This window comes from Streptomyces sp. JLBG701 (genome assembly GCF_058544905.1).
This window is the reverse complement of the sequence record NZ_CM178588.1, coordinates 7,073,179-7,086,398: the sequence shown is the minus strand read 5'-3', so window position 1 is coordinate 7,086,398 and position 13,220 is coordinate 7,073,179. Positions and strand designations below refer to the sequence as shown.

The window sequence follows — 13,220 nt, the reverse complement described above, 5'->3', positions numbered from 1 at the left end:
CGGGCGGTGTACCAGAAGTGACACGCGGCTCGCGAGCGGGCCGGACTGGGCTCGACCGGTTGGGGGATGGGATGCGGAGAGGCAGGGTTCGTGAACTGACGGCGGTGATCGGGGCGTTGGCGGTCACGCTCGCTCTGATGGTGTGGGGTGCGTGGTCCGCGGCGGCGGGCGGGCCGACGAGTGTGCTGGTGGCCTCGCCGGTGAGCACGGAGACGGCGTCGCTGTACTACTCCGACGAGGAGTACCTGGAGCTGGAGCAGTTGCTCGGCCCACCCGGCACCGGCATCGGCGACAGGCCGCCGGAGGTCGATGTGATGAACTCCCGGCAGATCAACGTCACGTGGTTGGTGCACGATGTGTCGCCCTGGCGGTTCGACCGCGTATACCCGGCGTCCGACTCCAACGCCGTCTGGATCCATACGGCGACACAGCTCCCCGAGCTCTCGAAGGGTTACTGGCACCGCGCTGAGCGCCCTGGCGAACTGCGCACCCTGTTCAAGGAACTGGGCGTCATGGGCAAGCCCTCGTCCCAGGGGAACTCCGGCATCCGCCCGACCCCCTTGCAGTCGGCGCCGGAGGCGTCAGACGCCGACACGGAGGACGTGACGACCACCGAGACGGCGGCCACCCCACCGGGATCGGGCGGCGGCACCGACTGGTGGTGGGCGATACCAGGCTTGGCGGCCGGAGCCGTACTGGCGTTGGTGCTGCGGCCGTTCGCCTCACAGTTGCCGTTGGACCGGTGGCGGCGGGCTCGGGAGCCGGGCCCCCGGCGGGAGTTGCGGGACGTGTGAGCCCAGCACAGGAGCTGCGGGGCGGGTGAGCCGGCATCGGCGACAGCTGCTGATACGCCACGCGGCGGCCCGGCATGAAGCCGGACCGCCGCGGGTGGAGCTACGACCAGTGGTCTGGAGGTCAGCCGAGGTCGATCTCCGGGTAGAGCGGGAAGGCGGCCACGAGGTCGGTTGCCCGGTGGGAGATCTCGTCCGCGATCTTCGGGTCGAGGACGTGAGCGGCCTTGGAGGGGGCGCCGGACTTGGTGGTGCCCGCCTCGGTGGTGGTGAGGACGCGGTCGATGAGGCCCGCGACCTCGTCCATCTCGGCGGTGCCCAGGCCACGGGTGGTCAGGGCGGGGGTGCCGATGCGGATGCCGGAGGTGTACCAGGCGCCGTTGGGGTCGGCCGGGATGGCGTTGCGGTTGGTGACGATGCCCGAGTCGAGCAGGGCGGCCTCGGCCTGACGGCCGGTGAGGCCGTAGGAGGAGGCGACGTCGATCAGGTTGAGGTGGTTGTCCGTGCCGCCGGTGACGAGGATGGCGCCGCGGCGCATCAGACCCTCTGCCAGGGCGCGGGAGTTGTCGACGATGCGCTGGGCGTAGTCCTGGAAGGAGGGCTGACGGGCCTCGGCGAGGGCGACGGCCTTGGCGGCCATGACATGCGGGAGCGGGCCGCCGAGGACCATCGGGCAGCCGCGGTCGACCTGGTCCTTGAGGGAGTCGTCGCACAGGACCATGCCGCCGCGCGGGCCGCGCAGCGACTTGTGGGTGGTCGTGGTGACGATCTGGGCGTGCGGGACCGGGTCGAAGTCGCCGTTCAGGACCTTGCCGGCGACGAGACCGGCGAAGTGCGCCATGTCGACCATGAGCGTGGCACCGACCTCGTCGGCGATCTCGCGCATGATGCGGAAGTTCACGAGACGGGGGTAGGCGGAGTAGCCGGCGACGATGATCAGCGGCTTGAACTCGCGGGCGGACACCCGCAGCGCCTCGTAGTCGATCAAGCCGGTGGCCTGGTCGGTGCCGTAGGAGCGCTGGTCGAACATCTTGCCGGAGATGTTCGGGCGGAAGCCGTGGGTGAGGTGGCCGCCGGCGTCCAGGGACATGCCGAGCATGCGCTGGTTGCCGAAGGCCTGGCGAAGTTCGGCCCAGTCGGCCTCGGAGAGGTCGTTGACCTGGCGGACGCCGGCCTTCTCCAGGGCGGGGACCTCGACTCGCTGGGCCAGGACGGACCAGAAGGCGACGAGGTTGGCGTCGATGCCGGAGTGCGGCTGGACGTAGGCGTGGCGGGCGCCGAAGAGTTCCTTGGCGTGTTCGGCGGCGAGGGACTCGACGGTGTCGACATTGCGACAGCCGGCGTAGAAGCGGCGGCCGATGGTGCCCTCGGCGTACTTGTCGCTGAACCAGTTGCCCATGGCGAGCAGGGTGGCCGGGGAGGCGTAGTTCTCGGAGGCGATCAGCTTGAGCATCTCGCGCTGGTCGGCGACCTCCTGGCCGATGGCGTCGGCGACGCGCGGCTCGACGGCACGGATCACATCGAGGGCGGCACGGAAGGCGGTGGACTCGTTGGAGAGGGCGGAGAGAGGCACAGAATTGTCGGGCATCGGGGACCTCCGGACGTGGCGTTCGGCGTTCACGGTACGGCCCAGGCGCACGGCACACATTGCAGCTCGGGCCGCTCCCCGATGGTCGGTCCCATCCCAGCGCGCCAGTCACGGCCCGCCGGTCAGCCTACCGGGCGTGCCGAACGGTGCGGCTCCTGCGTCCACCATGCGGGCGACGATAAGAAGGGAGTCACCCTCACACCCGGGAGACGCCGTGACCGCTACGGAAGCACTCATCGCCGCAGCCGACGCGCACAGCGCGCACACCTACCACCCGCTGCCGGTGGTCGTCGCCACCGCCGACGGTGCGTGGATGACCGATGTGGAGGGGCGCCGGTATCTGGATCTGCTGGCCGGTTACTCGGCGCTCAACTTCGGGCACCGCAACCGGCGGCTGATCGAGGCGGCGAAGGCGCAGCTGGATCGGGTGACGCTGACGTCGCGGGCGTTTCATCACGACCGGTTCGCGGCGTTCTGCGAGCAGTTGGCCGAGCTGTGCGGGATGGAGCTGGTGCTGCCGATGAACACCGGTACGGAGGCGGTGGAGACGGCCCTGAAGACGGCCAGGAAGTGGGGGTACCGGGTCAAGGGCGTGCCGCCGGAGCGGGCGAAGATCGTGGTCGCGGGCAACAACTTCCACGGCCGTACGACGACGATCATCAGCTTCTCCACGGACCTGGAGGCGCGGGCGGACTTCGGGCCGTACACGCCGGGGTTCGCGATCGTGCCGTACGGGGATCTGACGGCGATGCGGGAGGCGATGACCGAGAACACGGTGGCGGTGCTGCTTGAGCCGATCCAGGGCGAGTCGGGGGTGATCGTGCCGCCGGCCGGTTATCTGCCGGCGGTACGGGAGCTGACCCGGGAGCGGAACGTGCTGTTCGTCGCCGACGAGATCCAGTCGGGGCTGGGGCGGACGGGACGCACCTTCGCGTGCGAGCACGAGGGGGTCGTACCCGATGTGTATGTCCTCGGGAAGGCGCTCGGTGGCGGGGTCGTGCCCGTGTCGGCCGTGGTGTCGAGTGCGGAGGTGCTGGGGGTGTTCCGGCCGGGCGAGCACGGGTCGACGTTCGGCGGGAATCCGCTGGCCTGTGCGGTGGCGTTGGAGGTGATCGCGATGCTGCGGACCGGCGAGTACCAGGCGCGGGCCGCTGAGCTGGGCGAGCATCTGCACCGGGAGCTTGGCGCGCTGGCCGGCACGGGCCCGGTCACCGCCGTGCGCGGGCGCGGGCTGTGGGCGGGGGTCGACATCGCTGCGGCGTACGGCAGCGGGCGGGAGGTCTCCGAGAAGTTGATGGATCGGGGCGTGCTGGTGAAGGACACACATGGGGCGACGATCCGGATCGCGCCGCCGTTGGTGATCGGGAAGGAGGATCTGGACTGGGGGTTGGACCAATTGCGGGGGGTGCTGTCCGGGGGGTGAGGTCACCACCCGGGGTGCGTTCCGCGAGTCCGGAAGGGACGGTCGCCCCGTCCCCTCCCCTACAGTCGCTTTGTGATCTTCGGGATGGTGTGTGCCCTTGGGGCGGCGGTCTGCTTCGGTACTGCGACGGTGTTGCAGGCGGTCGCCGCGCGGGCCGCGAGTACCGGGGCGGGTGGGGACGTCGCGCTGTTGCTGCGGGCGTTGCGGCAGTGGCGGTATCTCGTCGGGCTGGGGTTGGACGGGGTGGGGTTCGTGTTCCAGATCGCGGCGCTGCGGTCGATCCCCATCTACGCGGTCGCGGCGGCCCTCGCGTCCAGTCTCGCGGTGACGGGGGTGGTCGCGGCGTGGCTGCTGCGGGTGCGGTTGAGCGGGGTGGAGTGGGGTGCGGTGGGGGTGGTGTGCGCCGGGCTCGCGATGTTGGGGCTGGCGTCCGGGGCGGAGGGGGATCGGGCGGGGTCGACTGAGTTGAAGTGGGCGATGTTCGCCGTTGCCGTCGGTGTGTTGTTGCTCGGGCTGGTCGGTGGGCGGTGGTCCGGGCGGGGGCGGGCGTTGGTGCTTGGGCTGGGGGCCGGGTTCGGGTTCGGGGTGGTGGAGGTGTCGGTGCGGTTGATCGACTCGCTCGAGGTGCCGGAGCTGCTCGCCAATCCGGCGACGTATGCCCTGCTGGTCGGTGGGGGTGCGGCCTTTTTGTTGCTGACCTCGGCCCTTCAGCGGGGCTCGGTCACCACGGCTACCGCCGGGATGGTGATCGGCGAGACGATCGGGCCGGCGGCGGTGGGCGTGGTGTGGCTCGGGGACCGTACGCGGGACGGGCTGACGTGGCTGGCGGTGGTGGGGTTCTGCGTCGCTGTTGGGGGCGCGTTGGCTCTGGCGCGGTTCGGGGAAGCGCCGGCCTCCGGCGGTGGGGCCGAGGATCGTGCGGGTGCCTCCGGCGGTCGGGGTGGGGGGCGTGCGGGTGTCTCGGGGTGACCGTCCTGGGGGCTGCGCCCCCAGACCCCCCCTTCGGCCCGAAGGGCCTCGTCCTCAAACTCCCCCAGAGGGGGGACCCCCAGACGGGCTGAATTTGCCTGGACCGGCGCTGAGAAGTGCGGCCTCTTCGGGGTGGGTGGGGGTTCGGGGTGGCGGTCGTCGTCCTCGCACGCGATCAGCCCCTCACCCACATCAGCTCCCTCACATCATCCAGCCCACCTTCCCCACCGACCCCTCAACCGCCTCCCGCCAACACCCCCCTCACGTCATCGCCTCCGCGATCCCGTCCCACAGTCGCGACCGCGCCTCCAAGGCCAGGATCGCCGTCTCCACCGCCTGTTCCCAGCGCACGTCGTCCGTGCCGCACAGGTCGGCCACCATCTGCATGGCCATAGGGGTGTGTTCCTCGCCGTCGACCTCGATGTGGCGGGCGAGGTAGTCGCGGAAGAGGGGGAAGTGTTCCGTGCCCTCCTTCTTGATGACCTGGTCGAACATGTCGGGGATCAGGTCCTCGCGGGAGAAGGCGAAGGCGGCGGCGCGGCAGTGCAGGGGGCGGTCCTCGATGATGGCGAAGGTTGTGCGGACGAACTCGTTGGCGGGGGCGGGGACTTGGGCGGCGCGTAGGGCCGCCGGGATGCCGTGGCCCTCCACCAGGAGGTCGAGGAAGGTGTCGATGCGGGTGGTGTCGGCCGACGCCTCGTCCATGGCGGCGCGGTAGAGCTCGAAGTGGCTGGTGAAGCCGCCGTTCAGCTCGTCGCTCTCCTCCACCAGGACTATGTCGTTGATGAGTCGCCGGCTCACCTCCGAACCGCGCGGCACCCAGGGGACCTCGACGCAGGTCAGGTCGCGCTGGAGCGACTTGAGGAGGGACATGAAGTCCCATACCGCGAAGACGTGGTGGGCCATGAAGGTGGCCATGTCCTCGCGGCTGTTTATGCGCTGGTAAATGGGGTGGGCGGTTACTTCTTTTCGCGCCGATTCGATCACGGAGCGGGCCCTGTCAATTCCCTCGTGGCCCTTGTTGTTCATATCCCAGTCGTACCTGGACATGAGTCTCCTTCGGTCGGGGAAATCGATCGTGCAGCCCTTTCGGTCCGTCCGGCAAGCGCTTCACCGAATTTCGGGAAAGTTACCTCCAGTACGGTCCGATAGAGTGCGTCAAGAGCGATGAAAGGCTGATAAAGAGTCATCATCCGGACACCTGAAACAACTTCACAGAACTTCGTTCAAAATTTGAACGTGCTGTGGAGGTTTCGCGTACTCGACGGCGTGACCAGTAATCCCGTCACCGTCACCGTTGCCTTTCAGGTGACGCCGGGCCGTGAGGCCGACTTCCACTCGTGGGGGTGGGCGATGCTGGGCGCGAGCGCGCAGCAGCCGGGCTTTCTGGGGGGTGGCGTCCTTGTCGACCGAGAGGCGGAGTGGCATGTGGTCTATCGCTTCGCCAGCGAGGGAACGGCCCGGGCCTGGGAGGACTCGGCCGCGCGGGCTCAGTGGGACGCCCGGGCGGTGGGCGTCGCCCGGCAGACCGAGCGCAGGAGCGTGCGCGGCTCCAAGATGTGGTTCGACTCACAGACGACCACGCCCAAGGCGCCCGCCCCGCCGGCGAAATGGAAACTCTGGTTTGTGAACATGAGCGCGGTTTTTCCGCCCGTGCTGCTGTTCAATCTGATCGTTCTGCCTTATCTCGGGGGACTCAATCCGCTCATCCGCACGCTGCTGTTGTGCCTGTGTGTCACGGCCCTCGTCACCTGGATTCTCATGCCCCGGCTCCAGCGTTTCTTCAAGAAATGGCTGTATCCGTCGCTCCAGGCGCTCCGGGGCCGGCATAAAAGACGGACCGCGTAGGACGACTTCGGTCTGTTTGGGCCCGGAACGAACCTAGGGAGGTGGGCGGGTGAAGACCCTGCTCATCGACAATTACGACTCCTACACGTACAACCTGTTCCAGCTGATCGCCGAGGTCAACGGCCAGGAACCGGTTGTGGTGTTGAATGATGTCGCCGCCGGCATTCCTGATCTCTCGGAATTCGACAATGTCGTCGTGTCTCCCGGGCCCGGACACCCGGCCGAGCCGCGCGATTTCGGCCTCAGTGCCTCCGTGCTCGCGGAGTCCACGATCCCCGTGCTCGGCGTCTGCCTGGGGCATCAGGGCATCGCGCTCGGGGAGTCGGGGTGGGTGACGTTCGCGCCGGAGCCTCGGCACGGGCATCTGTCCACGGTCCGGCACGACGGACAGGACCTGTTCCTGGGGCTGCCGCAGGACTTCACGGCCGTCCGCTACCACTCGCTCGCCGTGTCCGAGCCGCTGCCGGAGAGTCTTGAGGCCGTTGCCTGGGCCGAGGACGGTGTCCTGATGGGGTTGCGGCACCGCAGCCGACCGCTGTGGGGCGTGCAGTTCCATCCGGAGTCGGTCCTCACCGAGTACGGCCATCGGATGCTCGTCAACTTCCGCAATCTCACGGCGGAACGGGCTCGTAGGACCCGTACGAAGAACACTGCCGTCACCCCGGCCGCCGCGGCGATCCCCGGCCCCCTGCCGGCCGTCCCCCGGCCCCGGCGGGCCGCCGGACCCGGCTACCGGCTGCATACCCGGCGTATCGCCGGGGCGGTCGACACGGAGGCCGCGTTCACGCGGATGTACGGGGCGTCCGAGCGGGCGTTCTGGCTGGACAGTTCGCTGGTCGACGAGGGGCTGTCGCGGTTCTCGTTCTTCGGTGACGACAGCGGTCCGCTCGCTGAGTTCGTGCGGTACGACGTCGAGAGCGGGCGGTGCGAGATCGAGCGGCCGGGGCGGCCCACGCGCAAGGTCGCCGCGAGTGTCTTCGACTATCTGAAGCGGCAGTTGGCGAGCCGGCGGGTGGATGCCTCCGGGCTGCCCTTCGACTTCACCGGGGGGTATGTCGGCTACTTCGGCTACGAGTTGAAGGCCGACTGCGACTCGACGAGCACGCCCAACCGGCATTCCTCCGAAGTGCCCGACGCCTGCTGGCTGTTCGCGGACCGGATCGTCGCCGTGGATCATCTGCGGGGGTTCACCTACGCGGTCTGTCTGGCCGAGGACTCCGCGCAGGCCGCCCGGGAGGCCGAGGACTGGCTGGAGAGCACGCTGGCCCAGCTGACCTGCGTCTCCGCGGCCCCGGAGCCGCCGCCGTCGCCCGCCACCTCCGAGCCCGACCTCGATGCCGCCGAGCCCTGGCTGACGCGGGACCGGGCGACGTATCTCACCGATATCGACGCCTGTCGGCGGGAGTTGCGAGCTGGCACCAGTTACGAGATCTGTCTGACGAACGCCGCCCGCTTACCCGCCCCGCCCGACCCCTACGAGTTCTACCGGGTCCTGCGCCGGGTCAACCCGGCCCCGTACGCGGCCTTCCTGCGCTTCGGGGACGTCGACGTGGCCGGTTCTTCGCCCGAGCGGTTCCTGCGGATCACCCCGGACGGGGTCGCCGAGGCCCGGCCCATCAAGGGGACCGCGCCGCGCGGGGACGGGCCCGAGGAGGATGCCCGGCTGCGGGACGCGCTGGCGGCGGACGCCAAGACGCGGGCCGAGAACCTGATGATCGTCGATCTGCTCCGCAACGACCTGGGGCGCGTGAGCCGGACCGGTTCGGTGCGGGTGACCCGGCTGATGGCCACCGAGACGTACGCGACCGTGCACCAGCTCGTCTCCACCGTCGAGGGACGGCTGCGGGACGGCACGGACGCGGTGGACTGTGTGCGGGCCTGTTTTCCCGGCGGTTCGATGACCGGGGCGCCGAAGCTGCGCACGATGGAGATCATCGACGAGCTGGAGACCGAGGCGCGTGGTGTGTACTCCGGCGCGCTCGGCTATCTGGGGTGCGGTGGCGGTGCGGATCTCAACATCGTCATCCGTACGGCGGTGTTCGCCGACGGGCTGATGCAACTGGGCGCCGGTGGCGCGATCGTCCTCGACTCCGATCCGGTCGCCGAGTACGACGAGATGCTGCTGAAGACCGCCGCCCAGATGCGGGCCCTGCGGGAGCACACCGTGGAGCGGATCCGGGAGGAGCGCGAGCACACGGCGGCCCGCACCGACGTCCGCCGGCAGCACACGGGCAGTGAGGAGCCGGTGCGATGACCACTCAGCAGACGACGCAGGCGACGGAGACCCCTCTGACTCCGGCCGACGTCGACGCCCCCGGCAATCTCGCCGCCCAGCTCGCCGATCTGGCCGAGCGGCGCGGGTGGACCGACCTGGCCGCCTTCCGGCAGGGCCACCGGGCCTGGACCCACGGCGAGGTGCACGAGCTCTCGGCCCGCGCGGCCACCGTGCTCGCCGGTCGTGGGGTGCGCCCCGGCGACCGGGTGGTGCTGGCGCTGCCCGACGGGATCGCCTGGGTGACGGCCTTCCTCGCCACCGCCCGGCTGGGAGCGGTGGCCGTCCTGGTCAATCCCGAACTACCGCCCGCCGACCACGCGTTCATGGCCGAGGACACCGAGGCGGTGCTGTGCGTGACCGGCCCGGGCCTGGAGGATCGTTTCACCGACCGGGCCGCCGGACTCGGTGCCGATCATCTGCTCGCCCTCACCGCCGCCGCCGAGCCCGCCCCCGCCCACCCGGTCGACGCGCACAGCCCGCTCTACGTCCAGTACACCTCCGGCACCACCGGCCGCCCCAAGGGTGTCGTGCACACGCACGGCGACCCGAAGACGTATCACGACCTGATCGGGCGACGGCTGCTGCGGATCACCCGTGACGACGTCACCCTCTCCGTGTCGAAGCTGTACTTCGCCTACGGCTTCGGCAACGCCTTCGTCTTCCCGCTGTTCTCCGGCTCCTCCGCCGTGCTCGTGGACCGGCGTCCGACCCCGGCCGCCGTCGACGAGCTCGTCGCCCGGCACCGGGTGACGCTGCTCTACTCCGTGCCGTCCGCGTACGCCGCGCTGGTCGCCGACCGGGGCAGCGGTCACGAGGCCTGTTTCACCTCCGTACGGGCCGCGGTGTCGGCCGGCGAGGGCATGCCGGCGGGGCTCGGGAGGCAGGTCACCGAGTTGCTGGGTGCGCCGGTACTGGAGCAGATCGGCTCCACCGAGGCCGGTCACGCGTTCTGCGCCAACAGCTTCGACCACAACCATCCGGGCACCGTCGGCCGCCCCGTCCCCGGCTTCGAGGTGGAGCTGCGCGATCGTGCCGGCCTCCCCGTGCCGGACGGCAAGGAAGGCGAACTGTGGGTGCGCGGGCCGACGGTGACCCCCGGCTATCTGAACCGGCACGAGGAGACGGAACGCACCCTCGTCGGCGGCTGGCTCGCCACGCACGACCGGGCGGTCCGCCAACCGGACGGCACCTTCCGGCACTTGGGCCGCGCCGACGACATGGAGCTGGTCGGCGGCATCACCGTCTCCCCGCTGGAGGTGGAGGCCGTACTGCGGACCCACCCTGCGGTGAAGGAGGTCGTGGTCGCCGCCGTCACCGACGAGAGCGGGGCGAGCCGACTGCGCGCCTTCGTCGTAGCCCTTCCGCCTGTCCACGACGGCCTCCAGGACGAGCTACTGAGGCTGGCCCGCGAGCAGTTGGCCGCGTTCAAGGTCCCGCGGAGCGTGAGCTTCGTCCCGTCCCTCCCCCGCACTCCGACCGGCAAGCTCCGCCGCCACCTGGTCCGACAGGGCGCCTGGTGACCTCCCCACAGGACATTTACCGACCGTCACGGAACATCACAGAAGGGAACGGGCACATGCGAGAGCAGCAACGCCCCCTCGCCGACCGGGGGTTCTATCTGGGCCCGGTGTTCCGGCGGGCAGCCGACCGTCACGGGGCCGTCTTCGTCACCCTGGACCGGCCGCTGGACACCCACCCCTCCCTCGGCGTCGACCTCACCTACGCGTCCCTCGCGGACGTCGTGGAGGACCTGTCCGGCAGGCTGTGGGACGCGGGCGTACGGCCCTCCGAACAGGTCGTCGTCCACAAGTCGGACAACGTCGACATCGTGCTGCTGACCTGCGCGGTCTCCCTCATCGGCGCCGTGCCCGTGCTGCTCTCCCCCGCACTGGCCGGACCCGTGGTCGGTCAATTGGTCGGACGGCTGCGGCAGCCGTGGCTGGTGACCGACCGGGCCAAGCTGGAGGGGCCGCTGAAGGGGGTCGAGCTTCCCGTGCGGCGCGTCCTGTCCGTGGGCGACGCCCCCGGCGCCGAACCCCTGGAGAAGTACGCCGGTGCCCAACACCCCGCCCCCGTCAGGCTTCACCCCCGTGAACCCGCCCTGATCACCCACAGTTCGGGCACCACCGGCGTCCCCAAACTCGCCGTGCACTGCGCGAACACCATGTGGAACAGGCTCGTACCGCAGAAGGCGATGGGCTGGCCCACGCGCGGCGAGACCGCGGCGCTGCACATGTCGTTCGTGCACTCGCGCTTCTACCATCTGCTCGGCGTCCTGCTGCACTTCGGCAGCCCGCTCGTGCTGATCACCGACCCGGACCCGGCCAAGGTGGGACCGCTGCTGGTCCGGCACCGGCCCGGCATCGTAGAGACCCACCCCAACACCTTCGTGCTGTGGGAGGAGTTGGCCGACGCGCCCGGCGCGCCGCTGTCCCAAGTCCGGTCCTACGGCTCGACGTTCGACGCGATCCACCCGCGTACGGTACGGCGGCTGCTGGACGCCTCGAAGCGCCGTACGCCCTGGCTGATCCAGCTGTACGGGCAGAGCGAGACCGGGCCGGTCGCCTTCCAGTGGTTCACGCGGCGCAGTGCGGCCCGAGCGGACGGACGGCGGGTGGGCACCGGCATTCCCGGCTTCACGCGGGTGCGCGTCACGGGCCCCGACGGGGAACGGCTGCCGTCCGGTGCGGCCGGGCGGATCGAGGCCCGCACCAGGGGCCGCATCCTCACCTACCTCGGCGCGCGGGAGCAGTACGAGCGTCAACTCGACGGCGAGTGGTGGCAGATGGGCGACATGGGGTACCGGAGCCGGCTGGGCGCGCTGTATCTGATCGACCGTGAGATCGACCAGATCGACTCCGTGCACAGCAATCTGGAGGTCGAGGACACGCTGATGGACCGGCTGGAAGAGTTGCGCGAGGTCGTCATCGTGCCGGGTGCGGACCGGGAGCCGGTGCCGGTGGTGTGCGTGCGCGGTGAGCGGCCGCTGGATCCGGAGCGCTGGCGGGAGGCGACGGCCGATCTGCCCGCGATGGCCGAGCCCCGGCAATGGCGGTTCGAGGAACTGCCGATGACCGCGACCTGGAAGGTGAAGCGGGTGGAGATCACCCGGATGCTGGCCCAGGGTGCCCGCGCGTGAACCCTGCCGTGGTCGTCGGCGCCGGACCCGCCGGACTGTCCTCCGCGCTCGCTCTGCGCGCGCACGGGCTGCCGGTGGTGTTGCTGGAGGCGGAGCCCAAGGACCGTGTGCGGCCGGGCAGTCGGGCCCTGTTCGTACACCGCGAGACGCTCGCGCTGCTCGACGGGATGCGGCCGGGGCTGGCCGGCGAGATCACGCGGTTCGGCCGGACCTGGCAGACGAACCGGACCCTCTTCCGGGGCCGCGAGGTGTACTCCCGCACCTTCCCGCCCCCGTCCGGCCCGCCGCCCTTCACCAGCCTGCGCCAGACGGACACCGAACGCTTCCTGCGGGCCGCCGCCGAGCGGGCCGGGGTGGAGTTCGTGTGGGACGCGCGGGTGACCGGCGTCCGCACGACGCCGGCGGGTGTCTCGCTGGTCTGCGCGGACGGGCGGGAGTGGAACTGCGCCTACGCCGTGGCCGCCGACGGCGCCCGCTCCGCCGTCCGGCGCGCGCTGGGCATCGCCATGGAGGGCGAGCGGGGCGAGGGGTTCCATGTGGTCGTCGATGTGGCCGAACTCCCGGATACCGAGCTGCCGTTGGAGCGGGTCTTCCACTACGGGCATCCGGGCGTCGGCGGCCGCAGTGTGATGCGGGTGCCGTTCACCGGGGGCTTCCAGGTCGACCTGCAGTGCCGGGACGACGACGCGCAGGAGGACTTCGGCACTCGGGAGGCCGTACGGCGGTGGCTGCCGGCGGTCGTGGGGGACGCGTACGTCGAGCGGCTCCTGTGGGTGTCGACGTACCGTTTTCTGCGCATGGTGGCGGCCTCGTTCGCGGATCCGCACCGGCGCGTGCTGCTGGTCGGGGAGGCCGCTCATCTCTTCCCGCCGTTCGGAGCGCGTGGCATGAACAGCGGGATCGCGGACGCGGCTGCCGCTGCGAAGGCGATCGCGGCGGGGACGGCGGAGGCGGTGGCCGAGTTCGCCGAAGTGCGGCGCCAGGCAGGCCTGTTCAACAGCGCCGCCGCCGGGACCGCGCTCGACCATCTGCGGCCACGGCGCCGGATCGTCCGGGCCAGACAGCGTGCGGCGGCGCTGCTCGCGCCCGTGCTGCCGTGGTGCGGGGCGTGGCTGGAGCGCGCGCCGTACGGGCCGCGGAACGGTGCCCCGGTGATCGCCGGCGGCAAATACTGAGGAGGAACGGCT

10 protein-coding genes and 1 riboswitch are annotated in these 13,220 nt (G+C 70.5%); of the genes, 8 read left to right on the top strand and 2 right to left on the bottom strand.

The window, feature by feature from the left end:
- Positions 1 to 71: 71 nt before the first annotated feature.
- Positions 72 to 794 (top strand): hypothetical protein, encoded by a 723-nt coding sequence (locus tag AC5DRG_RS32855; protein WP_491803110.1) that lies wholly within the window; start codon positions 72 to 74, stop codon positions 792 to 794.
- Between the two features lie 121 nt (positions 795 to 915).
- Here AC5DRG_RS32855 and AC5DRG_RS32850 read toward each other — a convergent pair whose 3' ends face one another.
- Positions 916 to 2,379 carry a glycine hydroxymethyltransferase gene (locus tag AC5DRG_RS32850; RefSeq protein WP_491803109.1) on the bottom strand — a complete coding sequence of 488 codons (1,464 nt, stop codon included), beginning with the start codon at positions 2,377 to 2,379 and terminating at the stop codon, positions 916 to 918.
- A gap of 32 nt (positions 2,380 to 2,411) precedes the next feature.
- Positions 2,412 to 2,501, bottom strand: a riboswitch (ZMP/ZTP riboswitch).
- A gap of 44 nt (positions 2,502 to 2,545) precedes the next feature.
- Here AC5DRG_RS32850 and rocD point away from each other — a divergent pair.
- Together rocD and AC5DRG_RS32840 are read left to right on the top strand one after the other, a co-directional pair.
- Positions 2,546 to 3,802, top strand: a complete 1,257-nt coding sequence (gene rocD / locus AC5DRG_RS32845) for an ornithine--oxo-acid transaminase (protein ID WP_491803108.1) — start codon at positions 2,546 to 2,548, stop codon at positions 3,800 to 3,802.
- Between the two features lie 84 nt (positions 3,803 to 3,886).
- Positions 3,887 to 4,771 (top strand): DMT family transporter, encoded by an 885-nt coding sequence (locus tag AC5DRG_RS32840; RefSeq protein WP_491813224.1) that lies wholly within the window; start codon positions 3,887 to 3,889, stop codon positions 4,769 to 4,771.
- A gap of 261 nt (positions 4,772 to 5,032) precedes the next feature.
- On the opposite strand, the gene AC5DRG_RS32835 is transcribed toward AC5DRG_RS32840, so the two are convergent.
- A complete protein-coding gene (locus AC5DRG_RS32835) occupies positions 5,033 to 5,821 on the bottom strand; it encodes a DUF3050 domain-containing protein (protein ID WP_491803107.1) in 789 nt (262 codons plus the stop codon).
- Positions 5,822 to 6,004: 183 nt separating this feature from the next.
- On the opposite strand from AC5DRG_RS32835, the gene AC5DRG_RS32830 reads away from it, so the two are divergent.
- From AC5DRG_RS32830 to AC5DRG_RS32810, 5 genes are read left to right on the top strand one after another with little or no spacing between them, the layout of a single operon-like run.
- Entirely contained in the window at positions 6,005 to 6,619 is a 615-nt protein-coding gene (locus AC5DRG_RS32830) for an antibiotic biosynthesis monooxygenase (protein WP_491803106.1), read from the top strand.
- Between the two features lie 49 nt (positions 6,620 to 6,668).
- The gene (gene pabB / locus AC5DRG_RS32825; RefSeq protein ID WP_491803105.1) at positions 6,669 to 8,873 is read left to right on the top strand and encodes an aminodeoxychorismate synthase component I; all 2,205 of its coding nucleotides are present in this window, start codon (positions 6,669 to 6,671) and stop codon (positions 8,871 to 8,873) included.
- Positions 8,870 to 10,414, top strand: coding sequence for an AMP-binding protein (locus AC5DRG_RS32820; RefSeq protein WP_491803103.1), 1,545 nt, complete (start codon positions 8,870 to 8,872; stop codon positions 10,412 to 10,414). The genes pabB and AC5DRG_RS32820 overlap by 4 nt, the downstream gene beginning before the upstream one ends.
- A 56-nt stretch (positions 10,415 to 10,470) precedes the next feature.
- Positions 10,471 to 12,033, top strand: a complete 1,563-nt coding sequence (locus tag AC5DRG_RS32815) for a class I adenylate-forming enzyme family protein (protein ID WP_491803101.1) — start codon at positions 10,471 to 10,473, stop codon at positions 12,031 to 12,033.
- The gene (locus AC5DRG_RS32810; protein WP_491803100.1) at positions 12,030 to 13,208 is read left to right on the top strand and encodes an FAD-dependent monooxygenase; all 1,179 of its coding nucleotides are present in this window, start codon (positions 12,030 to 12,032) and stop codon (positions 13,206 to 13,208) included. The genes AC5DRG_RS32815 and AC5DRG_RS32810 overlap by 4 nt, the downstream gene beginning before the upstream one ends.
- The last annotated feature ends 12 nt before the right edge of the window (positions 13,209 to 13,220 follow it).

Bases quoted from the DNA above. Each gene is read 5' to 3' on its own strand.
- AC5DRG_RS32815 (WP_491803101.1), top strand. From the start codon at position 10,471: ATGCGAGAGCAGCAACGCCCCCTCGCCGACCGGGGGTTCTATCTGGGC.
- AC5DRG_RS32840 (WP_491813224.1), top strand. From the start codon at position 3,887: ATGGTGTGTGCCCTTGGGGCGGCGGTCTGCTTCGGTACTGCGACGGTG.
- AC5DRG_RS32820 (WP_491803103.1), top strand. From the start codon at position 8,870: ATGACCACTCAGCAGACGACGCAGGCGACGGAGACCCCTCTGACTCCG.
- rocD (WP_491803108.1), top strand. From the start codon at position 2,546: ATGCGGGCGACGATAAGAAGGGAGTCACCCTCACACCCGGGAGACGCC.
- AC5DRG_RS32855 (WP_491803110.1), top strand. From the start codon at position 72: ATGCGGAGAGGCAGGGTTCGTGAACTGACGGCGGTGATCGGGGCGTTG.
- AC5DRG_RS32850 (WP_491803109.1), bottom strand. From the start codon at position 2,379: ATGCCCGACAATTCTGTGCCTCTCTCCGCCCTCTCCAACGAGTCCACC.
- AC5DRG_RS32835 (WP_491803107.1), bottom strand. From the start codon at position 5,821: ATGTCCAGGTACGACTGGGATATGAACAACAAGGGCCACGAGGGAATT.